The 22,321-nt window shown below is 72.5% G+C and carries 17 protein-coding genes; 12 read left to right on the top strand and 5 right to left on the bottom strand.

Annotated elements, in window-relative coordinates; translation table 11 throughout:
* The first annotated feature begins 89 nt into the window (after positions 1-89).
* The 5 genes from GGG17_RS09510 (at position 90) to GGG17_RS09490 (ending at position 6,973) form a co-directional block, all read left to right on the top strand.
* A complete protein-coding gene (locus GGG17_RS09510) occupies positions 90-710 on the top strand; it encodes an ATP-binding cassette domain-containing protein (RefSeq protein ID WP_154593468.1) in 621 nt (206 codons plus the stop codon).
* Positions 711-727: 17 nt separating this feature from the next.
* Positions 728-3,148: a YhgE/Pip domain-containing protein gene (locus tag GGG17_RS09505; protein ID WP_195849185.1), complete on the top strand. Its 2,421-nt coding sequence runs from the start codon at positions 728-730 to the stop codon at positions 3,146-3,148.
* Between the two features lie 104 nt (positions 3,149-3,252).
* On the top strand, positions 3,253-5,619 hold the full coding sequence (locus tag GGG17_RS09500) for a glycoside hydrolase family 65 protein (protein ID WP_154593466.1): 2,367 nt from the start codon (positions 3,253-3,255) through the stop codon (positions 5,617-5,619).
* Between the two features lie 10 nt (positions 5,620-5,629).
* Positions 5,630-6,145, top strand: coding sequence for a SixA phosphatase family protein (locus GGG17_RS09495; RefSeq protein WP_154593465.1), 516 nt, complete (start codon positions 5,630-5,632; stop codon positions 6,143-6,145).
* A gap of 3 nt (positions 6,146-6,148) precedes the next feature.
* Positions 6,149-6,973 (top strand): sugar nucleotide-binding protein, encoded by an 825-nt coding sequence (locus GGG17_RS09490; RefSeq protein ID WP_311966567.1) that lies wholly within the window; start codon positions 6,149-6,151, stop codon positions 6,971-6,973.
* Here GGG17_RS09490 and GGG17_RS09485 read toward each other — a convergent pair.
* Positions 6,954-8,138, bottom strand: coding sequence for a PQQ-dependent sugar dehydrogenase (locus tag GGG17_RS09485; protein ID WP_154593464.1), 1,185 nt, complete (start codon positions 8,136-8,138; stop codon positions 6,954-6,956). The genes GGG17_RS09490 and GGG17_RS09485 overlap by 20 nt on opposite strands.
* A gap of 309 nt (positions 8,139-8,447) precedes the next feature.
* Here GGG17_RS09485 and GGG17_RS09480 point away from each other — a divergent pair, with 309 nt between their 5' ends.
* The 3 genes from GGG17_RS09480 to ilvC are packed head-to-tail and all read left to right on the top strand — an operon-like array spanning position 8,448 to position 11,941.
* A complete protein-coding gene (locus tag GGG17_RS09480; RefSeq protein WP_375804514.1) occupies positions 8,448-10,304 on the top strand; it encodes an acetolactate synthase large subunit in 1,857 nt (618 codons plus the stop codon).
* Complete coding sequence (gene ilvN, locus GGG17_RS09475) at positions 10,301-10,810, top strand: acetolactate synthase small subunit (protein ID WP_288797437.1); 510 nt, start codon at positions 10,301-10,303, stop codon at positions 10,808-10,810. The genes GGG17_RS09480 and ilvN overlap by 4 nt, the downstream gene beginning before the upstream one ends.
* 15 nt (positions 10,811-10,825) lie before the next feature.
* Positions 10,826-11,941: a ketol-acid reductoisomerase gene (ilvC, locus tag GGG17_RS09470; protein ID WP_154593463.1), complete on the top strand. Its 1,116-nt coding sequence runs from the start codon at positions 10,826-10,828 to the stop codon at positions 11,939-11,941.
* Positions 11,942-12,313: 372 nt separating this feature from the next.
* Here the strand turns inward: ilvC and GGG17_RS09465 are convergent, their stop codons facing one another.
* Positions 12,314-13,066: an aminoglycoside adenylyltransferase domain-containing protein gene (locus GGG17_RS09465; protein ID WP_195849184.1), complete on the bottom strand. Its 753-nt coding sequence runs from the start codon at positions 13,064-13,066 to the stop codon at positions 12,314-12,316.
* Between the two features lie 346 nt (positions 13,067-13,412).
* Positions 13,413-13,982 (bottom strand): RNA 2',3'-cyclic phosphodiesterase, encoded by a 570-nt coding sequence (thpR, locus tag GGG17_RS09460; RefSeq protein WP_154593461.1) that lies wholly within the window; start codon positions 13,980-13,982, stop codon positions 13,413-13,415.
* A gap of 87 nt (positions 13,983-14,069) precedes the next feature.
* On the opposite strand from thpR, the gene fdh reads away from it, so the two are divergent.
* The 4 genes from fdh to GGG17_RS09435 are packed head-to-tail and all read left to right on the top strand — an operon-like array spanning position 14,070 to position 20,836.
* Positions 14,070-17,471, top strand: coding sequence for a formate dehydrogenase (gene fdh / locus GGG17_RS09450; RefSeq protein ID WP_195849183.1), 3,402 nt, complete (start codon positions 14,070-14,072; stop codon positions 17,469-17,471).
* Positions 17,471-18,424, top strand: a complete 954-nt coding sequence (locus GGG17_RS09445) for a 4Fe-4S dicluster domain-containing protein (protein WP_154593458.1) — start codon at positions 17,471-17,473, stop codon at positions 18,422-18,424. Before fdh ends, GGG17_RS09445 begins: the two co-directional genes overlap by 1 nt.
* Positions 18,421-19,512: an NrfD/PsrC family molybdoenzyme membrane anchor subunit gene (gene nrfD / locus GGG17_RS09440; protein ID WP_154593457.1), complete on the top strand. Its 1,092-nt coding sequence runs from the start codon at positions 18,421-18,423 to the stop codon at positions 19,510-19,512. The genes GGG17_RS09445 and nrfD overlap by 4 nt, the downstream gene beginning before the upstream one ends.
* A 46-nt stretch (positions 19,513-19,558) precedes the next feature.
* A complete protein-coding gene (locus GGG17_RS09435; protein ID WP_154593456.1) occupies positions 19,559-20,836 on the top strand; it encodes an L-lactate MFS transporter in 1,278 nt (425 codons plus the stop codon).
* Positions 20,837-20,912: 76 nt separating this feature from the next.
* Here GGG17_RS09435 and GGG17_RS09430 read toward each other — a convergent pair whose 3' ends face one another.
* Positions 20,913-21,320, bottom strand: coding sequence for a rhodanese-like domain-containing protein (locus GGG17_RS09430; RefSeq protein WP_154593455.1), 408 nt, complete (start codon positions 21,318-21,320; stop codon positions 20,913-20,915).
* Positions 21,317-22,315: a selenide, water dikinase SelD gene (selD, locus tag GGG17_RS09425; RefSeq protein WP_154593454.1), complete on the bottom strand. Its 999-nt coding sequence runs from the start codon at positions 22,313-22,315 to the stop codon at positions 21,317-21,319. The genes GGG17_RS09430 and selD overlap by 4 nt, the downstream gene beginning before the upstream one ends.
* Positions 22,316-22,321: the final 6 nt, after the last annotated feature.

The raw sequence follows: 22,321 nt of genomic DNA, 5'->3' as shown, positions 1-22,321 counted from the left end.
GATACGCTGGTGTATCAGAAGATGTCCCCAGTCCTCCCCGCAGGACGACCCGAGCCCGGTCGATCCCGGGCACCAAGGAGCAGTGCGTCATGGCGCTCATCGCCCACGCAGCAGCCGTCGACGGGCCGCACGGCCCGTTGCTCCTGCCGACCTCGCTGGCCGCCCGCAAGGGAGAGGTGACGGTCGTCGCCGGTGACCCGGGGCCTGCGGCCACCACCCTCGCGCTGGCCCTCGGCGGTCGCGTCCGTCTCGACGACGGGAGCATCACCTGCAACGGCGACCCCGAGCCGCACGTCCGTCGCCGTCGCGTCGCCCTCGTCGACGTCCCCGGCGTGACCGAGCCCGAGCCCGGTCTGCCGATCGAGGTCGTCGTGGGGGAGGAGCTGGCCCTTGCCGGCCTACCGTCCCGGCGAGCCGACATCCGCGCCTTCCTTCGTGAGCGTGGCGCCGAGGAACGCTCGGCGCAGCGGTGGGAGTCCCTCGAGCCGTCCGAGCACGTCCGCTGGCTGGCCGAGATCACCGCACAGCGTGAGGACGTCACCGCCGTCGTGCTGACCAGCCCGGACCGGTGGGGCGGCTCCCCGCACGCCTGGCACGGCGTCGCCCAGGTGCTGGCGGACCAGGGTCTGGTCGTCGTGGTCCTGGCGACCCACTCGAGCGTCCGTCTCCTCGGCCTCGAGAGCACCTACGAGCTGGGGGTGTCCGCATGAGGGCCCATCGTCTCGCCATGGCCGAGCTGCGACGGCTGACCAGCGGGCCGCTGCTCCGCCTCGCCCTCGCCGCCATGCTCGTCATACCGAGCCTGTATGCCGGCCTGTACCTCTATGCGAACCGTGACCCCTATGCCAACCTGCGCAACGTCCCCGCCGCCGTCGTGGTGGAGGACGCCGGGACCACGCTGGCCTCCGGGGAGCGCCTGGCGGTGGGGGACCAGGTCGCACGGACCCTCCTCGACGGTCACACCTTCGACTGGCACCGCGTCTCGCGCGCGGACGCCGTCGCGGGCGTCGACGACGAGCACTACGACTTCGCGCTGATCATCCCGGCGGGATTCTCCGCCGACCTGGCCTCGGCGGGATCCACCTCGCCGCGGCAGGCCCACCTCGAGCAGTACACCAACGACACCAACGGCTATCTCGCCCGCACCATCTCCAGCACGGTCGTCGCGGAGGTGACGAAGTCCGTGGCCTCCCAGGTCAGCTCGACCGCCGCGGCCCAGCTGCTCGACGGGATGAGCACCATCCACGGCAAGATGCAGCAGGCCGTCGACGGCGCGGGGCAGCTCGCGACGGGCGTGGGGCAGCTGGGTGACGGGGCGGGACGGCTGTCCACCGGAGCCTCGTCGCTGCGCGACGGTGCGGTCCAGCTGCGGGACGGGGCGAACCGCCTGGCCAGTGGGGCGGACTCGGCCCGCTCCGGTGCGTCGGCGCTCGCCGACGGGGCCGGGCAGCTCGACGACGGCCTGGCGACGCTGGACACCAAGACCGCGGCGCTGCCGGGACAGACGGCACAGCTCGCCTCCGGCGCCCGTCAGGTCGCCGACGGCAACGCCGCCCTCGCCAAGGGTGCGACCCAGCTCGCGTCCGGCGCCACGGCGGCGTCCACGGGAGCCGGACAGCTCAAGGCCGGTGCGGACACCCTGCACAGCGGTGCGGCCAAGGTCGCGGCGGGCGCCCACCAGGTCGCCGCCGGCAACGCCAAGGTCGCCGAGGCGGGGTCGCTCGCCAAGGACGGCGCCGCCCAGATCGACCGGGCCCGCAAGCAGCACAAGGGTGAGCTCCAGGGGCAGATCGACGCCCTCAGGCAGCAGGTCGCGGCGCTGGGCGAGGCGATCGACGCGCTGCCCGCCGACGACCCCGCCCGCGCGCGCCTGCAGCGCATCCACGACACCCTGCAGACGCGCCTCGGGAGCGCCGACGACGACCTCGCGTCCCTCGACGCGGCTCTGGACCGGGCGTCCGCCACCGTCACGAGCGCGTCGGGCAAGCTCACGACCCTGGCCGAGGGGTCCCAGCAGGTCGCGGCGGGTGCTGACCAGCTCACGTCGGGCAGCGCCACGCTCGCCGACAAGCTGGGCGAGCTGCAGGCCGGGACGGGCCGGCTCGCCACGGGCGCCACCACGCTGTCGGCCGGCGCCGCCAAGGCGGCCACCGGTGCCGGCCAGGTCGCCGACGGTGCGGACCGGCTGGCCGCCGGGTCCGTCCAGCTGCATGACGGGATCGCCGCGGCGCACGCCGGCAGCACCAAGCTCGACGACGGGGCCACGCGGCTGAGCGCGGGCCTGGACACCCTCGCCACCGGAGCCCACACCCTGGCGTCGGGCGAGGACAAGGCCGTCGCCGGGGCACAGCAGCTCGCCGCCGGGGCCGGGCAGCTCCGCGACGGCGCGACCAAGGCCCAGCAGGGTGCCCAGCAGCTGCACGACCAGCTGGCCGCCGGGGTCAAGCAGGTCCCGGCCTACACCCAGCAGCAGCGTGAGGCCGCGGCGCAGACGGTCGGCAACCCCGTCGCGGTGCGGGCGAGCAACCCCGCCCAGGCCGCGAACTACGGCGCCGGGCTGGCCCCGTTCTTCGTCAGCCTCTCCCTGTGGATCGGTGCCTACGTGCTCTTCCTCCTGGTCAAGTCCCTGTCCACCCGGGCCCTCGCCGCGCAGCAGCCGGCCTGGCGGGTCGCCCTCAGCGGGTGGATGACCCCCGCCCTGGTCGCCGGCGGCCAGTCCTTCCTGGTCTACTGGCTCGTGCTCCAGGGCCTCGGCTTCCACGTCGAGCACCCGCTGTGGGCCGTCCTGTTCATGGCCTTCGTCTCCATCACGTATGCCGCGGTCCTGCACGCCCTCACCGCCCGGTTCGGAGCCGTCGGCAAGTTCCTCGGCCTCGTGCTCCTGGTGGTGCAGCTCGTCTCAGCGGGCGGGACCTTCCCCTGGCAGACCCTCCCCGGGCCGCTCCGGGTGCTGCACCACCTCCTGCCCATGAGCTACGCCATCGACGGGCTGCGCCACCTGATGTATGGCGGCCGCATGGCCTTCGTCGCCCTCGACGTCGCCGTGCTGGCGGCATACCTCGGGGTCGCGCTGGCGGCCGCCAGCTGGGCGGCCCACCGGGCCCGCATCTGGACCCCGGCGAGGATCAAGCCCGACCTGGTCCTGTGATCTCGGCCGGCACCACCGCAAGACCCCGAACTGCGGGTGGGTCCGGCACGCTGTAGCCAGCACCGGACCCACCCGCGCGCTCACCCCCACCAGCAGGAGAGCCCATGTCGGCCAGCCCGTTCGCCATCGATCCCTGGCGCCTCGTCGAGGAGCACGTCGACCCGCAGCGCCTCGGGCTTACCGAGGCGCTGCTGACCGTCTCCAACGGCGTCATCGGTCTGCGCGGCGCCCTCGAGGAGGGGGACCCGGCGTTCGAGACCGGGGTCTTCGTCAGCGGGGTCCACGAGACCTTCCCGCTGTCCTACCCGGAGAAGAGCTACGGCGACCCGGACCAGGGTCAGGCGCTGGTCAACGTCCCCGACGGGATGCGGGTCCGGCTGCTCGTCGGCGACGCGCCCCTGGACATCACGGCCGGCACCGTCCACGAGCACCGCCGGGTGCTGGACATGCGCACCGGCACCCTCACCCGCGAGCTGGACTGGAGCGCACCGGGCGGCGACCGCATCCGGGTCACGACGGGCCGGCTCACGTCGCTGGTGGAGCGTTCGCTCGCGGCCGTGCGCTACGAGGTCGAGGCGGTGCAGGGGCCGGTGCGGCTGGTCGTGCAGTCGGACCTCGCCGCCAACGACACAGAGCCCATCATCGACAACGACGACCCGCAGGTCGCCGCGGCGCTGCGCCGGCCCTACCGCGGCGTGCGACGCACCGCGTGCGGGGACGGTGGTGTCCTCGTCCACGAGACCATCCGCAGCGGCGTACAGGTCGGCTCGGGCTGCGACCACGTGATCACGGTCACCCGCGCGAACGGTCGGGTCGAGCGGGTCCACCCGCGGGTCGTCGTCGACGAGGACCACGTCCGCACCACCGCCGTCATAGAGCTCGAGGCGGGGGACCGCCTGACCATCCTCAAGCTGCTGGCCTACGTCCGCGACGGGGACCGCCCCGACGGCGTGCTCGGCGACCACGTGCGCGCCCACCTGGCCGTCGGGCACGACCTCGGGTGGGAGCAGCTGGTCGCCGGCAACCGCGAGCACCTCGACGCCTTCTGGGACGACGTGCACCTGGAGGTGGAGGGGGACGACGAGCTGCAGCAGTCGCTGCGCTACGCGCTCTTCCAGGTCTACCAGGCCAGCGCGCTGATCGAGGACGCCCCCATCGGCGCCAAGGGGCTCACGGGCGGCGGCTACAGCGGCCACACCTTCTGGGACATCGAGGGATTCGTCGTCCCGACGCTGACCATGGTCGCCCCGCGAGCGGCCCACAACCTCCTGCGCTGGCGGTCCTCCACGATCGGCGCAGCCCGCGAGCGCGCCGAGCAGCTGGGGCTGCGCGGCGCCTCCTTCCCCTGGCGCACCATCGACGGGCACGAGGCGTCGGGCTACTGGCCCGCAGGGACCGCCGCGATGCACGTCAACGCGGACATCGCCCGCGCGTTCGATCTCTACCGCCACGTCCGGGGCGAGCTGCAGTTCGAGCGGGCGCACGGCCTGGAGGTGCTCGTAGAGACGGCGCGGCTGTGGATCTCCTTGGGGCACAACGACCGCCAGGGACGCTGGCACCTCTACGGCCTCACCGGTCCGGACGAGTACACCGCCGTCGTCGACGACAACGTCTTCACCAACCTCATGGCGGCGCGCAACCTGCGGGCCGCGGTCGCCTCGTGCGGGCGGCACCCCGACCGGGCGCGCGAGCTGGGCGTGGGCAGCGAGGAGACGGCCACCTGGGCCCGGGCCGCCGACGCCGTGCACGTGCTCTACGACGAGCACCTCGGGGTCCATCCGCAGTGCGAGAGCTTCACCGAGTACGACGAGTGGGACTTCGCGTCGTGGGGCGACCGCTACCCGGTGCAGGAGCACGCGCCCTACGTCCAGATCTATCGCCACCAGATCGTCAAGCAGGCGGACCTGGTCCACGCCCTGTGGTGGTGCGGGGACGACTTCACCGACGAGCAGACCGCCCGCGACCTCGACTACTACGAGGCCCGCACCGTCCGCGACTCCTCCCTCTCGGCCGGGATCCAGTCGGTGGTCTGCATCCAGACCGGCCACCTCGGACTCGGCCTGGACTACCTGCGCGAGGCCGTGCAGGTCGACCTGCACGACCTGCAGGGCAACACCGAGCAGGGTCTGCACCTCGCGTCGCTGGCCGGGGCCTGGCTCGCCCTCACCGCCGGGCTCGGCGGCCTGCGCGAGGACGGTCCGCTGGTCCAGCTGTCCCCCCGCCTGCCCGACGGTCTGACGGGCTATCGCTTCAGGTTCCTGTGGCGGGACGCCCGGATCGAGGTGCACGCCCGCGAGCAGGTCACCGTGAGCGTGGCCGGCGTGGACTCCCTCGACGTCGTCCTCTACGGCGACCAGGTGACCATCACGCCCGACGAGCCGGCCGTGGTGCCGGTCCGGTCGGTCGAGCCGCTGCTGTCCACGCCGCGTCAACCGGTCGGACGGTCGCCCCGCGACCTCGCCGGTGCGTGAGGATGGCGGTATGACGGACACCTCCCGCACCCTGCTGCTGATGCGTCACTCCGAGGCCGGCCACGGCGGCGGAGGCGACCACGCCCGCACCCTGACCAGCGGGGGCCGGGACGACTCGCGCATCGCCGGTCGGTGGATCGCCGAGCACGTCGGGGCCCTGGACCTCGCGGTCGTCTCGAGCGCGACCCGCACGCGCCAGACCTGGGAGGCGGCCACCGAGGGAGGCGCCCGGGCGGCGGCGGTGGACCTGTCGGACGAGGTCTACGACGCGGGTCTCGCCGAGCTGCTGGCCCTGCTCACGCACCTGCCCGACGAGGCTCGCACCGTCCTCGTCCTCGGGCATGCCCCCGGCATCCCCGCCCTCGCACGCACCATCGCCTCCAAGGACGGCCCGCGCGACGTGGCCGATGCCCTCCAGCGGGGGTTCCCGACCACCACGCTGTGTCGCTTCGAGGTCGAGGGGGACTGGCTCGACGTCGGGGCGGCCACCGCCGACCTCGTCGACGTGGTCGTGCGCCAGGACTGACCGGTGCGGCTCCTGGTCACCGGAGGCACGGGGTGGGTCGGCCGGCACGTGGTGCGGGCGGCGCGGGCTGCGGGGCACGACGTGGTGCACGCGTCGCGCACCCCCGGGCCGGACGGCGTGCGCCTCGACGTGCGGGACGGCGCCGAGGTCCTCCGGTGCCTCGAGACGGTCCGCCCCGACGCACTCGTGCACACGGCATACGACCAGCAGGACTGGGGCACGACGACCACCGGCACCGTCCACGTCGTGCGCGGCTGCGGGCTGGTCGGGGCGCGGCTGGTGGCACTGTCCACCGACCTGGTCCTGCCGAGCCGCGAGGCCTGGTCGGACGAGAGCGTGCCGCCCGCGCCCACCACGCCGTATGCCGCCGCGAAGGCCGCCTGCGAGGCCGCCGTGGCCGCCGCGCTCGACGACGCCGTGGTCGTCCGCACCTCGCTCGTCGTCGGGCGAGGCAGCACGCACCACGCGCTGGTGCACGCCGTCGCGGCGGGGCAAGGCGCGCTGCGCGACGACGAGATCCGGTGTCCCGTCCACGTGCTCGACCTGTCCGCCGCCCTGGTGGAGCTGGCCACCGAGGCCCGCGGCGTGCGGGGTCTGGCCCACGTCGCCGGGGCGCAGGCGATGAGTCGCCACGACCTCGGCCTCCTGGTGGCCCGTCACGAGGGGCTGGACCCGGCCCGGCTGCCGGTCGCGTCGAGGGGGGACGCGCCCGGCCCGGCGTGCGTCCGCCTGGACTCCACCCGCGCGGCGTCCTTGCTGCGCACCAGGGTCCGCCCGGTCGCGGAGGCGCTGGCGGCCGAGGCCACGATCACGACGGCGGCAGGATGACGATCCGGTCGTCGCCGTCGCGCTCGTCCCCGCGAAAGGTGTTGCTCGTGATGATCCACAGCCGGCCGTCCGGGGCGCGCTCGACGGTCCGCAGCCGGCCGTAGGTCCCCTCCAGCAGCGCCTGCGGCTCCCCGGTTTTGCCGCCCTGCAGGGGAACGCGCCACAGGCGCTCGCCGCGCAGCGCTGCGACGTAGGCCGCGCCGTCGGTGCCGATCGCCAGCCCGCTGGGGGAGGCCTCGTCCGTGCGCCAGACCACGAGCGGGTCCGTGAAGCGCGTGTCGCGACCGCCTCCGTTGTCCTCCTGCCGGCCCTCGACCGTGGGCCAGCCGTAGTCGCGGCCCTCCTGGATCAGGTTGAGCTCGTCCCAGGTGTTCTGCCCGAACTCCGTGGCCCACAGGCGCTGCTCGGCGTCCCAGGCCAGGCCCTGCACGTTGCGGTGGCCGCGCGACCACACCGAGGACGAGGGGTCGGGGTTGCCGGGGGCGGGGGCGCCGTCGGCGGTGACCCGTAGGATCTTGCCGCCGAGCCAGGAGGCATCCGGGGCCCGGTCGCGCTCCGAGGCGTCCCCGGTCGGCACCCAGATCATCCCGTCCGGGCCGACCTTGATGCGACCGCCGTTGTGGATCCCGCCCGCCGGGATGCCCGACAGGACGACGCGCTCCGGCATCAGCCGGTCCCCCTCCAGGCGCAGCCGCACCACCCGGTTGTCCTGCCTGGTGGTGTGGTAGACGAAGACCCTCTGGTCCGTGGCGAACTCGCGCGACACGGCGATGCCCAGCAGCCCACCCTCGCCGTTGGCCTCGACGTCGTCGATGCGCCCGACCTCGACCGGCCGGGCGCCCTCCCGGACCCGCAGCACGCGCCCCTCGTCCCGGAGCGTGACGAGAGCCGATCCGTCGGGCAGGAAGGCCAGCCCCCACGGGACGTCGAGGCCGGTCGCCACCTCGACGGGGCTGCTGGCGGGGGCGGGGGCGGCGGGCGAGGCGGGTGCCGGAGCCGTGCTCGAGGTCGCCGGGGCCGAGGTGCCGGACGTGGCGGTCGAGATGGCGGGGGAGGATGAGAAGGTAGCGGTGGAGCTGGCGGTGGTCTGCGTCGAGGCGGTGCAGGCCGTGACGGCGGTCAGGCCGACGAGCAGCGGCAGGGCGAGTCGGCGGGGCGTCGTCATACGACCAGTCTGCGACCCCGGCCAGGGAGGGACCACCCGGCCGCTGTCCGTGACCTGGGACATGATGCCCACATCGCGAGACTGCCGCGCGCCCCCTTTGACGCGGGGCCTCCCCTGGGGGACTGTTGACCCGTGGCCCGAATCCTCGTACTTCCCTAGCGCGCCGTCGACCTGCGACAGCGCGCCACCCCTGCGTCCCGGCACCCGGGTCAGGGGTTTTTTCATGGGTGGCCACGAGCGCACCGGACCCGCACAGGGTCGGCACCCGCCGACCCGACGACGATGTCATCCCGAAAGTGGTGAGACACAGTGACCGACACCACGTCGACCGCTGCCACGCCCGCTCCGCGTCCCGATGGCGCCCTTCCCGCCCCCAGCCCCTCCAGCGTCGCCGCAAACGTGCGGCACCGGACGCCGGTCCAGGTCACGGGTGCGCAGAGCCTGGTCCTCGCGCTCGAGGCGCTCGAGGTAGACACCGTCTTCGGCATCCCGGGCGGGGCGATCCTCCCGGCCTACGACCCGCTCATGGACTCCAGCTCGGTGCGCCACGTCCTGGTGCGCCACGAGCAGGGCGCGGGCCACGCCGCCCAGGGCTACGCCTCGGCGACCGGCAAGGTGGGTGTGTGCATGGCGACGAGCGGGCCGGGAGCCACCAACCTCGTCACGCCGCTGCTCGACGCCTACATGGACTCCGTCCCGATGGTCGCGATCACGGGCCAGGTCGGCAGCGCCTCGATCGGCACCGACGCCTTCCAGGAGGCCGACATCCGCGGCATCTCGATGCCGATCACCAAGCACAACTACCTCGTGACCGACCCGGCCAAGATCCCGCAGGCGCTGGCCGAGGCCTTCCACATCGCCGGCACCGGCCGCCCCGGTCCGGTCCTCGTCGACATCACCAAGGACGCGCTCCAGGCGAGCACCACGTTCTCCTGGCCGCCGACCTTCGAGCTGCCGGGCTACCACCCGGTGACCCGGCCGCACCACAAGCAGATCCGCGAGGCCGCGCGCCTCATGCGCACCTCGCGCCGTCCGATCTTCTACGTCGGGGGCGGCGTGATCCGCGCCGAGGCGCACGAGGACCTGCGCCGCCTGGTGGAGCTGACCGGCATCCCCGTCGTCACCACGCTGATGGCCCGCGGCGCCTTCCCCGACTCGCACCCCCTGCACCTGGGCATGCCCGGCATGCACGGCTCGGTGGCCGCGGTCACCGGCCTGCAGAAGGCCGACCTGCTGATCACCCTCGGCGCGCGCTTCGACGACCGGGTCACCGGCCAGCTGTCGACCTTCGCGCCGGGCGCGGCGGTCATCCACGCCGACATCGACCCCGCCGAGATCGGCAAGAACCGCGTCGCCGACGTGCCGATCGTGGGCGACGCCAAGGAGGTCATCCGCGACCTCATCGACACCATCAAGGCCGACCAGGCCGCGGGCGACGTCGCCGACTACAGCGAGTGGGTCGCGACCGCGCAGGGGTGGAAGGAGACCTACCCCGTCGGCTACGTCCACGAGGACGAGGCCACGATCGCCCCGCAGGCCGTCGTCGAGCGGCTCGGCGAGATCGTCGGCCCCGACGCGATCTACTGCGCCGGCGTCGGCCAGCACCAGATGTGGAGCTCGCAGTTCATCCGCTACGAGCGACCACGCCAGTGGCTCAACTCCGGTGGCGCCGGGACGATGGGCTACGCCGTGCCAGCCGCCATGGGCGCCAAGGCCGGCGACCCCGATCGCGTCGTCTGGGCCATCGACGGCGACGGCTGCTTCCAGATGACCAACCAGGAGCTGGCGACCTGCGTGGTCAACGACATCCCGATCAAGGTTGCCATCATCAACAACTCGAGCCTCGGCATGGTGCGGCAGTGGCAGACGCTCTTCTACAACGAGCGCTACTCCAACACCGACCTGCACACCTCCCACGACCAGATCCGCATCCCCGACTTCGTCAAGCTGGCCGAGGCCTACGGCTGCGTCGGGCTGCGGTGCGACGACCCCGCCAAGATCGACGAGACGATCCAGGCCGCCATGCAGATCAACGACCGACCGGTCGTCGTCGACTTCGTGGTCAGCCGGGACGCCATGGTGTGGCCGATGGTCCCCGCGGGCGTGAGCAACGACGAGATCCAGATCGCCAAGGGCATGGCCCCGAAGTGGAGTGATGACGAGTGAGCAAGCACACCCTGTCCGTGCTCGTGGAGAACAAGCCTGGCGTCCTCACCCGCATCGCCGCGCTGTTCTCCCGCCGCGGCTACAACATCGAGGCGCTGGCGGTCGGTGAGACCGAGCACCCCGAGATCTCCCGCATGACGATCCGCGTCGACGTGGACGTGCTCCCGCTCGAGCAGGTCACCAAGCAGCTCAACAAGCTCGTCGAGGTGCTCAAGGTCGTCGAGCTGCAGGCCGACCAGGCGGTGGAGCGGCACATCATCCTGGTCAAGGTCCGCGCCGACGCCGCGCACCGCGGCCAGGTGATGGAGGTCGTCGAGATGTTCCGCGCCAAGGTGGTCGACGTGGGGCCCGACACGCTCGTCGTCGAGGCCACCGGTAACGTGCTCAAGCTGGAGGCGCTGCTGCGCACCCTCGAGCCCTTCGGCGTCAAGGAGCTGGTGCAGTCCGGCCTGGTCGCCATCGGGCGCGGCTCCCGCTCCATCACCGACCGCAGCAACCGCGGCTGACCGTCCATCGGTCGTATGCCGAGACGCCGGGTCTCGGCATACGACCCCTCCCCGTTAGATAGACGCACGACCACCCACGAAGGAGACCAGCCCATGGCTGCTGAGATGTTCTACGACGACGACGCCGACCTGTCCCTGATCCAGGGGCGCAAGGTCGCGGTCATCGGCTACGGCTCGCAGGGTCACGCCCACGCGCTCAACCTGCGTGACTCCGGCGTCGACGTCCGCGTCGGCCTGGCGGAGGGCTCGCGCAGCCGCGCCAAGGCCGAGGCCGAGGGGCTGCGCGTCCTCACCGTCGCGGAGGCGGTCAAGGAGGCGGACGTCGTCGTCATCCTCACGCCGGACCAGGTGCAGCGCACCGTCTATGCCGAGGAGATCCAGCCCAACCTCAACGAGGGGACCGCGCTGGTCTTCGGCCATGGGTTCAACATCCGCTTCGGCTACATCACGCCCGAGCCCGGCTCCGACGTGCTGATGGTCGCGCCCAAGGGCCCCGGCCACCTCGTGCGCCGCGAGTACACCGACGGCCGCGGCGTCCCCGTGATCGTCGCGGTCGAGCAGGACCCGTCCGGCCAGGCCTGGGACCTCGCGAAGTCCTATGCCAAGGCCATCGGCGGGCTGCGCGCCGGCGGGATCCGGACGACGTTCACCGAGGAGACCGAGACCGACCTGTTCGGCGAGCAGGCCGTGCTGTGCGGCGGCGCCTCCCAGCTGGTGATGTACGGCTTCGAGACGTTGACCGAGGCGGGCTACCAGCCCGAGGTCGCGTACTTCGAGTGCCTGCACGAGCTCAAGCTGATCGTCGACCTCATGATCGAGGGCGGCATCGCCAAGCAGCGCTGGTCGATCTCGGACACGGCGGAGTTCGGGGACTACGTCTCCGGGCCGCGCGTCATCTCCCCGGAGGTCAAGGACAACATGAAGGCGGTCCTGGCGGACATCCAGGACGGGACCTTCGCCAAGCGCTTCATCGACGACCAGGACGCCGGTGCCCCGGAGTTCACGCGCCTGCGCGAGCAGGGCGCCCAGCACCCCATCGAAAAGACCGGCAAGCAGCTGCGCTCGCTGATGAGCTGGATCAAGGACGGCGCCTCCGACTCGGACTACGTCGAGGGCTCCGCCGCTCGCTGACCACCCGGCTGATCCGGCAGGGTCGGTGGGTCGATCGAGCGCGGCACCGAGGGCGCCTCACCCGTCGTGGGTGGGGTGCCCTCGGCCGTATGCCGACGCGAGCGGTCCCGTTCCTGGGCGGGCGTCCGCCATACGTCTGGTCGTCTGGTGCTGCGTCCCCCGTCTGGTGCTGCAGCCCAAGACGGACGATGGCCGCGCAGACGGCAGACGCTGGCCGAGACCGTGAACGCCGCCGCCCGCCCGTCCCGCACCTACCGGGGGTAGGTACATCGGCCTGGGGGACGAGGGCCGGCTGATGCCCTACCGGGGGTAGGTACATCGGCCTGGGGGACGAGGGCCGGTCGATGCCCCTACCGGGGGTAGGTGTGTGGGTCAGGCCCAGGTGAGGTCGTCCAGCACGTCCTGCACCAGCGCGCGACCGGCCATGGTCGCCCCGTCCAGCCGTATGCCGCGACGCTGCGCGTCGAGCGCCCGGCGCACGACCACCTCATGCTCGGGGCGCTGCTCGAGCAGCCACTCGGCGCCGTCGACCTTGCTCACCAGCTCGCCGGTCTCGGCGAACCTCAGCGCCCGGCAGGCGTTGAGCACGGCATAGCCCTCGTCGGCGTTGTCGACGCCCCACCTCAGCTCGTCGACGAGCTGCGCGAGGACCTCGTCCCGGTCGATCGCCCCGACCAGCTCGGCGGGCGCCGGGCCGTGCAGGGCGATGCCGGCCGCCCGCACGACCGCGAGGTGCAGGAGCAGGTCCGGGTCGCCGTCGCCGCGGTCGAGCACGACCCGCGAGTCCGGCTGCGCCCCATCGGAGGCCGTCACGTGCACCGCGAAATCCCACGGTTCGTGCGGTGACTCGGCCAGGGAACGACGGATCACGCTGAGCTCCAAGGGGGTCCACTCGTCCCCGACGGTCGAGACGGCGGCGCCCACGGCCGCCCAGTCACGCTCGTGGGGCTGGCCCTCGCCCTCGCCCTCGCTCACCACGGCCAGCACGTCCAGGTCGCTGCGCCCCCGGACGAAGCCTCCGAGCGCTGCGGAGCCGTGGACATAGACGCCGACCAGGTCGTCGCCGAGCTGCTCTCGCAGCGCCGCCAGGACGCGGTCGGCCAGAGGCTGCCAGGGGGTCGTCATGGGCCCCACTCCATCATGGCGGCGGCAGCCTGACCGCATCGGCGGGGCCACCGACGCAACCGGCGCAGCGGAGCCTGTCCTACGTCGACGGATGGAGGGTCACCTGCCCTCCATCGTTCACCCGGATGCAGCCTGGGCGGGCGCCACCTGCTCGTCATCAACAACGGCCAGGGCGTGCAGAGCCTGCAGCTCGTGCACGCCCAGACCGGCACGCTCACCCAGACATTGGAGCACCCCACGCCTCCCCCAGACGACGACCGAGCGTCGCGGCGCGCCTGCGCCTCGGGTCCGGGCGGTATGCCGAGTCGGTGGTCAGCACCTCGGCATGCCGCCCGTCGCCGTGCGGTCAGGCGAAGGGGTAGGTGGCGTGCTCGACGTGGCGGGCACGGCCACCGGCGCCCTGGCCGAGGTGCGACTCCACGAGCGTGAGGGTGTCCACGGTCCACGTCGGTCCGGCATACGTGTCCAGGACCTGCAGCCAGCGACGCACGTCGCGCGCGATCCCGAGCCGGGCCAGGGTCAGGTGCGCCCGGAAGGGCCCGCCCTCGACCTGCGTGCCCGCCGCGTTGGCGCTCGAGCGGCACAGACGGGCCAGGGGAGCCAGGCCGTCGAGCGGGTCGTCGACGCCCAGCCAGAGCACGCGGGCGTCCGCCGTGCCGGGGAAGGCCCCGCCCCCGGTCAGCCGCAGGTCGAAGGCCTCCGTCTGCAGGGTCAGCTCGTCGAGCCGCTCCTCGAGCCGCTCCAGGGACGAGGGGGACACCGACGGCAGGAAGGCCAGCGTCAGGTGCCACTGCTCGGGCCGCGCCCACCGCAGGTCGGGGTCGGCGTCCAGGCGGGGCTCGAGGAAGGCCTCGAGGTCCGCGAGCACCTCCTCCGGCGGGGTCACGGCGAGGAACATCCGGCGTCCACGGGGCATCCCCCCAGCATGCCAGCGCACATCCGCGCGAGCATCGTGGCACGGTCCCGGAATTCGTCGTAGGGTGAGCGCAACCAAGGAGGCCCCATGGACGTGAAGAAGACCTTCCTGTCATGGCCGGTGGTGCGTCAGCTCGCCGGCGGAGACCCGCTCGGTCGCGGCGCCGCCGCCCAGTCAGCCCGGACCGCGGCCCTGCAGCCCCGCACCGTCACCGCGGACTCGGTCGCCCACAGCGTGTGCCCCTACTGCGCCGTCGGCTGCGCGCAGAAGGTCTTCGTCAAGGACGGCAAGGTCGTCCAGATCGAGGGCAACCCCGACTCGCCCGTCTCGCGGGGCAAGCTCTGCCCCAAGGGGTCGGCGAGCGAGCAGCTCGTCAACTCCCCGACCCGGCAGACCCAGATGCTCTACCGCCGTCCCTTCGGGACGCAGTGGGAGTCGATCGAGCGGGACAAGGCCATCGACATGGTCGTGGACCGGCTCCTCGACACGCGACGGCGCACCTGGCAGGACCACGACGACGACGGTCGTCCGCTGCGCCGCACGATGGGCATCGCCGCCCTCGGAGGAGCGACCCTCGACAACGAGGAGAACTACCTCATCAAGAAGCTGTTCACGGCCATGGGTGCGATCCAGATCGAGAACCAAGCCCGTATTTGACACAGCGCCACGGTTCCCAGTCTGGGAGCCTCGTTCGGTCGTGGCGGTGCCACGAACTACGTGCAGGACCTGGCCAACTCCGACTGCATCGTGATCCAGGGCTCCAACATGGCGGAGGCCCACCCGGTTGCGTTCCAGTACGTCGTCGAGGCCAAGCGCCGCGGCGCGACGGTGATCCACGTCGACCCGAGGTTCAGCCGGACCTCGGCGCTGGCGCACCGGCACGTCGGCATCCGCGCGGGCAGCGACATCGTGTTCCTCGGCGCGATCATCAATGCCATCCTGTCCAAGGACCTGCACTTCGAGGAGTACGTCCGCGCCTACACCAACGGGCCGGTCATCCTGCGCGAGGACTTCCAGGACGTCGACGAGCTTGACGGTGTCTTCTCGGGGTACGACCCGGAGACCGCCAGCTACGACAACGACACCTGGATGTATGCCGACATCGGTGACGGCACGGAAGAGTCGCAGGCGTCCAAGCAGGAGCGCGCAGCCGGGGATGAGCACGGCTCGGGCGGACCGACCCTGCCCAGTGCGCACCGGGTGCGTCGCGACGAGTCCATGCAGGACCCGCGCTGCGTCTTCCAGGTGCTCAAGCGGCACTACGCCCGCTACACCCCTGAGGTGGTCGAGCAGACCTGCGGCATCTCCCGCGAGGACTTCGACTACGTCGTCCAGGCGATGACGCGCAACTCGGGCCGGGAGCGGACCACGGCGTTCTGCTACGCCGTCGGCTGGACCCAGCACTCGGTCGGAGCGCAGTACATCCGGACCGCCTGCATCATCCAGCTGCTGCTCGGCAACGTCGGCCGTCCCGGTGGTGGCGTCATGGCCCTGCGCGGCCACGCGTCGATCCAGGGCTCGACCGACATACCGACGCTGTTCAACCTGCTCCCGGGGTACCTGCCGATGCCCAAGGCCGGGGTCCACGAGTCGCTGAAGGACTACCTGGGCACCATCTCCACCCACGACCAGAAGGGCTTCTGGACCAAGGCCGACACCTACACGGTGAGCCTGCTCAAGGCGTGGTGGGGCGAGGCGGCCACGGCCGACAACGACTGGTGCTACGACTACCTGCCGCGCCTCACGGGCGACCACGGGACCTACCGCACGACCATGGACATGATCGACGGCAAGGTCGAGGGCTACTTCTTGCTGGGGCAGAACCCCGCGGTGGCCTCCGCCCACGGTCGGCTGCAGCGTGACGGGCTGGCCAACCTCAAGTGGCTGGTCGTGCGGGACCTGCGTCTGATCGAGTCGGCCACCTTCTGGCACGACTCGCCCGAGATCGAGTCGGGGGAGCGCAGTCCCGAGACGATCGGCACGGAGGTCTTCTTCTTCCCCGCGGCCTCGCACGTCGAGAAGGCCGGCACCTTCACGCAGACGCAGCGCATGCTGCAGTGGCGCGAGCAGGCGGTGCTGCCGCCGGGGGATGCCCAGAGCGAGCTGGACTTCTTCCACGAGGTGGGGGTGCGGCTGCGCCGGCGCCTCGCGGGCTCGACCGACCAGCGGGACCGCCCGCTGCTCGACCTCACCTGGGACTACCCGGTCGACGAGCACGGCGAGGTCGACGGTGAGGCCGTCCTGATGGAGATCAACGGCCGCTATCTCACGGGGGACAAGGCCGGTCAGCCCCTGCCGCTGTTCACCGAGATGCAGGCCGACGGCTCCACCGAGGGCGGGTGCTGGATCTACACCGGCGTCTTCAAGGACGGGGTCAACCAGGCCAACCGTCGCAAGCCGCGCTTCGACCAGGACGAGACCGCGCTGGAGTGGGGCTGGTGCTGGCCGGCCAACCGGCGCATCCTCTACAACCGCGCCTCGGCCGACCCCGAGGGCAGGCCGTGGTCCGAGCGCAAGAAGCACCTCTGGTGGGACGCCGAGGCGGGTCGCTGGGCGGGGCCGGACGTGCCGGACTTCCCCGCGGACCGGGACCCGGCCTACCGCCCGCCCGAAGGTGCCACCGGGCCCGCCGCCATCGCCGGTGACGACCCGTTCATCATGCAGGCCGACGGCAAGGGCTGGCTGTTCGCCCCCAAGGGCCTGCTCGACGGGCCGCTGCCCTCGCACTACGAGCCGCAGGAGGGTCGCGTCCGCAACCCCTTCTACAGCCAGCAGGCGAGCCCGACCCGCAAGGTCTACGAGCGGCCGGACAACCTCACCGCGCCGTCCCGCGGGCGGCCGCCGGAGGACGAGGTGGCCCGGGAGCATCCCGGGGTCTACCCCTTCGTCTTCACGACCTACCGGCTCACCGAGCACCACACGGCGGGCGGCATGAGCCGCTGGTTGCCCTACCTGGCCGAGCTGCAGCCCGAGATGTTCTGCGAGGTGTCGCCCGAGCTGGCGGCCGAGCGAGGGCTGGAGCACCTGGGCTGGGCCACGTTGGTGTCGCCGCGGTCGGCGATCGAGACGCGGGTCCTCGTGACCTCGCGCATGAAGCCGCTGACCGTCGACGGGCGTACCTTCCACCAGATCGGCCTGCCCTACCACTGGGCGACGGGTGGCACGGGCGCCGTCGTCAGCGGCGACTCCGCCAACGACCTGATGGGCGTCACGCTCGACCCCAACGTGCTCATCCAGGAGTCCAAGGTCGGCGCCTGCGACATCCGTCCCGGGCGTCGACCGCGCGGCCCCGAGCTGCTGGAGCTGGTCGACTCCTACCGGCGGCGGTCCGGCGTCACCGAGGAGACCGGCAACGAGCTGCGCTCCGGGGTGGACGCGGACCACGTCGAGCAGGAGCGCGAGACCAAGGTCAAGGAGCGCGACGACAGCGGCGCCGACGTCAAGGGCGCCTCCGAGGTCGGACACGACGACAAGAACGGTGACCGCTGATGCCCAACTCCCTCTTCGGCCCGCTGGACCCGGCGCCCGACGCCGGCTGGCAGGATGCGCCGGACCGCAAGGGCTTCCTCACCGACACGTCGGTCTGCATCGGCTGCAAGGCCTGCGAGGTCGCGTGCAAGGAGTGGAACCAGCTCCCCGAGGACGGCCTGGACCTGCTCGGGTCGTCCTTCGACAATTCCAAGAGCCTCGGGGCCAGCACCTGGCGTCAGGTCAAGTTCATCGAGCAGCCGGGCCGGGCCGACGACACCGTGCTGGGTCGCCAGCCGGTGGACCTTGGTATGCCGGGCCTGCGGCCGAACGACGCGTCGCTGCCCGGCGCGCTCGACGCCGCTCCCGCGGCCGACGGCAAGCCGGACTTCCGCTGGCTGATGAGCTCGGACGTGTGCAAGCACTGCACCCATGCCGGCTGCCTGGACGTGTGCCCGACCGGCTCGTTGTTCCGCACGGAGTTCGGCACCGTGGTCGTGCAGGACGAGATCTGCAACGGCTGCGGCTACTGCGTGGCGGCGTGCCCGTTCGGCGTGATCGAGCGACGCCCCGGCAGCAAGGGCGAGGTCACCAATGCCGGTGTCGCCCAGAAGTGCACGCTGTGCTACGACCGGATCGGGGCGGGTCAGACGCCCGCGTGCGCCCAGGCCTGCCCGACGGAGTCCATCCAGTTCGGTGACGTGACCGAGCTGCGCGAGCGGGGCCGGGCCCGGGTGGCGACGCTGCACGAGCAGGGCTACACGTCCGCCCGGATGTACGGCGACGACCCACGCGACGGCGTCGGGGGGACGGGCGCGATGTTCCTGCTCCTCGACGAGCCCGAGGTCTACGGCCTGCCGCCGGACCCGGTCGTGACGACCAAGGACCTCGCCGACATCTTCCGCAAGGGCGGCGTCGGTGGTCTGACCCTGCTCGTCGGCGTCGCCCTGTCCTTCCTCGGAGGCCGTCGATGACCAACCCTGCCCAGCAGGAGACGCGCGAGGGCCTGTGGCCCGACGAGCCTCGGGACCGCGGTCCGCGCAAGGCGCGCCGTGGATCAGGCGTGTTCGGGGTGCGCCGGTTCGCCGGCAACGGCCGCGGCGAGGAGTCGATGGTCCCCGAGGCCGAGTTCACCTCCTACTACGGCCGACCCATCGTCAAGCCCGCCCCGTGGTCGGACGAGATTCCCGCCTACCTGTTCGTCGGAGGGCTCGCGGCGGGCTCGTCGCTGCTCGCCGCGGGCGCCGACCTGGCCGACCTGCCCGGCCTGCGTCGCCAGTCGCGCTGGACGGCTCTCGGCTCGATCGGGCTGGCGACCTACTTCCTGGTCGCCGACCTCGGCCGGCCCGAGCGGTTCCTCAACATGCTGCGCATGGTCAAGCTGACCTCCCCCATGAGCGTGGGCTCGTGGATCCTCGCGGGCTACGGCCCGCTGGCCGGGGTCGCCGCCGTGGCCGAGCTGGCCGGGCCCGTCGAGGAGGTGCTGCCGCAGACCCTCAAGCCCGCCGCGCGCCTGCTCGGCCGGGCCGGTCGTCCTGCCGGCCTCGGAGCGGCCTTCTTCGCCCCGCCGCTGGCCGCCTACACCGCCGTGCTGCTCGGCAACACCGCCACCCCCGCCTGGCACAGCGCCTACAAGGAGCTGCCCATGGTCTTTGCGGGCTCGGCGGCGGCCGCCGCGGCCGGGGCGGCGATGATCGCCGCGCCCCACGAGCAGGCTTGGCCCGCAGGGCGGCTCGCCGTCGGGGGCGCCCTGTGGGAGCTCGGCTCGGCCCAGGTCATGGAGCACTCCATGGGCCTGAGCGCCGAGCTGCTCCACGAGGGCGAGGCGGGGCGGTGGTGGACCGCGAGCAAGGCCCTGACCCTCGGCGGGGCTGCGCTGTCCCTCGTCGCCGGACGGCGCGGCAAGCCCGCTGCCGCCGTGGCCGGAGCTGCGCTGCTCGCCGGGTCGGTGTGCACCCGGTTCGCCATCTTCCGCGCCGGGATCGCCTCGGCCAAGGACCCCAAGTACACCGTCGTCCCGCAGCGCGCCCGGCTCGACCGCGGCGAGCGCACCCTGGGGTGACCCCTCTGCACGCCATCCGACCTCGCTCCATAGACAGGAACCCACGATGAGCTCGACCACTCGGGAGGCGGCCCCCGCACCCACCGCGACCCCCAACCGCTGGCTGCTGCTGCTCGGCGGCGTGCTCGTGCAGATGGCCATCGGTGCCGTCTATGCGTGGAGCGTCTTCGGCAAGGCCCTGCAGTCGGACTCGTCGCTGCTGCACCTGAGCAAGACGCAGGCCGCGATCCCGTTCGAGGTCGCCATCGGCATGATCTTCGTCGGGTCCTTCATCGGCGGGCGCATCCAGGACCGCAAGGGCCCGCGCGTGGTCGCCCTGACCGGCGTGGTCATCTACGCGATCGGCATCATCCTCAGCTCGTTCGCCCGCGACGAGGGCCAGTTCTGGCTGCTCGTGCTGGGCTACGGGCTGCTCTCGGGGTTCGGTCTGGGGATGGCCTACATCGTCCCCATCGCCATGCTGCAGAAGTGGTTCCCCGACAAGGCCGGGCTCATCACCGGCCTCGCCGTCGGCGGCTTCGGCTTCGGTGCCGTCATCACCGCGCCGCTCGCGACCAGGCTCATCGCGGGCGACCCGGCGCACCCGACCTCGCCCTTCCTGTGGCTCGGCATCGCCTACCTGATCGCCGGCGTCCTCGGCGCCTCGGTCTTTCGCAACCCGCCCCAGGGCTACGCGGTGGGTGGGGCCCCCGCCGCGAGTACCGCCAAGACCGCCGCCTCGGCTCCGGCCGGCGGGCACGCTGACTTCACGCAGAACGAGGCGCTGCGCACGCCCCAGTGGTACCTCCTCACCCTGATCCTCACCATCAGCGTCACCGCGGGCATCTCGCTGATCTCGGTCGCCGCGGGCAGCGCCACCGACATCGCCGGGTACTCCGCGGCGGGCGCCGGTGCCCTCGTGGGCATCATGGGGCTGTTCAACGGGGTCGGGCGCATCCTGTGGGCGTCGCTGTCGGACCGGATCGGCAAGATGACGGCCTTCGTCGGCATCCTCGGCCTGCAGGGGCTGGCGCTGATCGCGCTGCCGCACGTAAGCAGCGCCGCCATGTTCGCCGTGCTCGCCGCGATCATCTACACCTGCTACGGCGGTGGCTTCGGCACGATGCCCTCCACGGCGGGGCGCTTCTTCGGCATCAAGAACGCCGGCGGCATCTACGGCCTCATGCTCATCGGCTGGAGTATCGGCGGGGTGGCCGGGCCGCTGCTCGCGACCGCGCTCATCGGCAACGACAAGAACTACACCCTGGCCTTCACCACGCTCGGCGTCATCGCGCTCGTGGGCGCGGTGATCCCGTTGATCACCAAGGCTCCTCGTCGACACTAGGTCCCCGGCCGGTATGCCGACCGGCCCCGACCGCCGACGCCGCTCCGCAGCGGGCCGGCCGGGGCCGGTCTGGCCATCAGCGGCGCACGTCGGCCCGCTCGGTGGTGGTGGGCAGCCCCGCGGCCATCCAGGCCTCGACGCCGCCCACGACGTCGGACGCGTTGCGCAGCCCCAGGTCTCGCAACGACCGGACCGCCAGGCTCGAGCTGTAGCCCTGGCGGCAGAGCAGGACATACGGGACGTCCCAGCCCGTGGCCTCGGGGATGCGCCACGCGAAGGTCGGGTCGAGCCGCCACTCCAGCACGGTCCGGTCGATCACGAGCGCGCCGGGGACCTCGGCGGTCTCGGCCCGCTGCTCGGGCGTGCGGGTGTCCACGAGGATGGCGCCGGCCCGCTGGGCGGCATACGCCTCCTGCGGCGTCAGCCGCGTCCAGCCCTGCCGGGAGCGCGCGAGGTGCCCGTCGACGCCGACCGGCTCGGTCATCGCACCCGGATGGTGTGCTGGCCGCCCGCCACGACCTCGCCGATCACCGGGGCACCCGGCACCTCGCCGACCACCAGCAGGCCCCCGCTGGTCTGCGCGTCCGCGAGCAGCAGCAGCTCGTCCTGATCGACGGACGCCTCGAGGTGCGGGCGCACCCAGTCGAGGTTGCGGCGCGTCCCGCCGCTGACGTAGCCGTCGCGCAGCGCCTCGCGCGCGCCCTCGAGGTAGGGGACGGCGGCGGCGTCGAGGACGGCCGACACCCCCGAGGCCCGCATCATCTTGTGCAGGTGCCCGAGCAGCCCGAACCCCGTGACGTCGGTGGCCGCCTCGACCCCCGCCTCGACGGCGGCCCGCCCGGCGTCGGCGTTGAGGGTCGTCATGGACGCGATCGCCTGCGGAAACAGCTCGCCGGTCGCCTTGTGGCGGTTGTTGAGGACCCCGACCCCGAGGGGCTTGGTCAGGCTGATCGGGAGGCCCGCGCGGGCCCGATCGTTGCGCAGCAGCCGGTCGGGGTCGACCAGACCGGTGACGGCGAGGCCGTACTTGGGCTCGGGGTCGTCGATCGAGTGACCGCCGCCGACGGGGCAGCGCGCCTCGCGGGCGATGTCGAGGCCACCGCGCAGGACCTCGCGCAGCAGCTCGGCGGGCAGCACCTCGCGCGGCCACCCCACCAGGTTGACGGCCACGATCGGGCGCCCGCCCATGGCATAGACGTCGGACAGGGCGTTGGCCGCCGCGATCCGTCCCCAGTCGTAGGCGTCGTCGACGACGGGCGTGAAGAAGTCGGTGGTGACGACGACGGCCTGACCGGGGCCGATGCGGACGACCGCAGCGTCGTCCCCGTCGTCCAGACCGACGACCATCTCGGAGCCCTCGGGGCTGTCCACGCCGACGAGACCGCTGACGATCTCCTCGAGCTCGCCAGGGGGGATCTTGCACGCGCAGCCGCCTCCGTGGGCGGTCTGGGTCAGCCGGACGGGGGCGGTGGTCGTCATACGATC

The organism is Arsenicicoccus cauae (assembly GCF_009707125.1).
Classification (GTDB): Bacteria; Actinomycetota; Actinomycetes; order Actinomycetales; family Dermatophilaceae; genus Arsenicicoccus; species Arsenicicoccus cauae.
The sequence above is the reverse complement of the archived record's forward strand: the minus strand, read 5'-3'. Positions and strand labels throughout refer to the sequence as shown.

Bases quoted from the DNA above. Each gene is read 5' to 3' on its own strand.
- GGG17_RS09510 (WP_154593468.1), top strand. From the start codon at position 90: ATGGCGCTCATCGCCCACGCAGCAGCCGTCGACGGGCCGCACGGCCCG.
- GGG17_RS09505 (WP_195849185.1), top strand. From the start codon at position 728: ATGGCCGAGCTGCGACGGCTGACCAGCGGGCCGCTGCTCCGCCTCGCC.
- GGG17_RS09500 (WP_154593466.1), top strand. From the start codon at position 3,253: ATGTCGGCCAGCCCGTTCGCCATCGATCCCTGGCGCCTCGTCGAGGAG.
- GGG17_RS09495 (WP_154593465.1), top strand. From the start codon at position 5,630: ATGACGGACACCTCCCGCACCCTGCTGCTGATGCGTCACTCCGAGGCC.
- GGG17_RS09485 (WP_154593464.1), bottom strand. From the start codon at position 8,138: ATGACGACGCCCCGCCGACTCGCCCTGCCGCTGCTCGTCGGCCTGACC.
- ilvC (WP_154593463.1), top strand. From the start codon at position 10,826: ATGCCGAGACGCCGGGTCTCGGCATACGACCCCTCCCCGTTAGATAGA.
- GGG17_RS09465 (WP_195849184.1), bottom strand. From the start codon at position 13,066: ATGACGACCCCCTGGCAGCCTCTGGCCGACCGCGTCCTGGCGGCGCTG.
- thpR (WP_154593461.1), bottom strand. From the start codon at position 13,982: ATGCCCCGTGGACGCCGGATGTTCCTCGCCGTGACCCCGCCGGAGGAG.
- GGG17_RS09445 (WP_154593458.1), top strand. From the start codon at position 17,471: ATGCCCAACTCCCTCTTCGGCCCGCTGGACCCGGCGCCCGACGCCGGC.
- nrfD (WP_154593457.1), top strand. From the start codon at position 18,421: ATGACCAACCCTGCCCAGCAGGAGACGCGCGAGGGCCTGTGGCCCGAC.
- GGG17_RS09435 (WP_154593456.1), top strand. From the start codon at position 19,559: ATGAGCTCGACCACTCGGGAGGCGGCCCCCGCACCCACCGCGACCCCC.
- GGG17_RS09430 (WP_154593455.1), bottom strand. From the start codon at position 21,320: ATGACCGAGCCGGTCGGCGTCGACGGGCACCTCGCGCGCTCCCGGCAG.
- selD (WP_154593454.1), bottom strand. From the start codon at position 22,315: ATGACGACCACCGCCCCCGTCCGGCTGACCCAGACCGCCCACGGAGGC.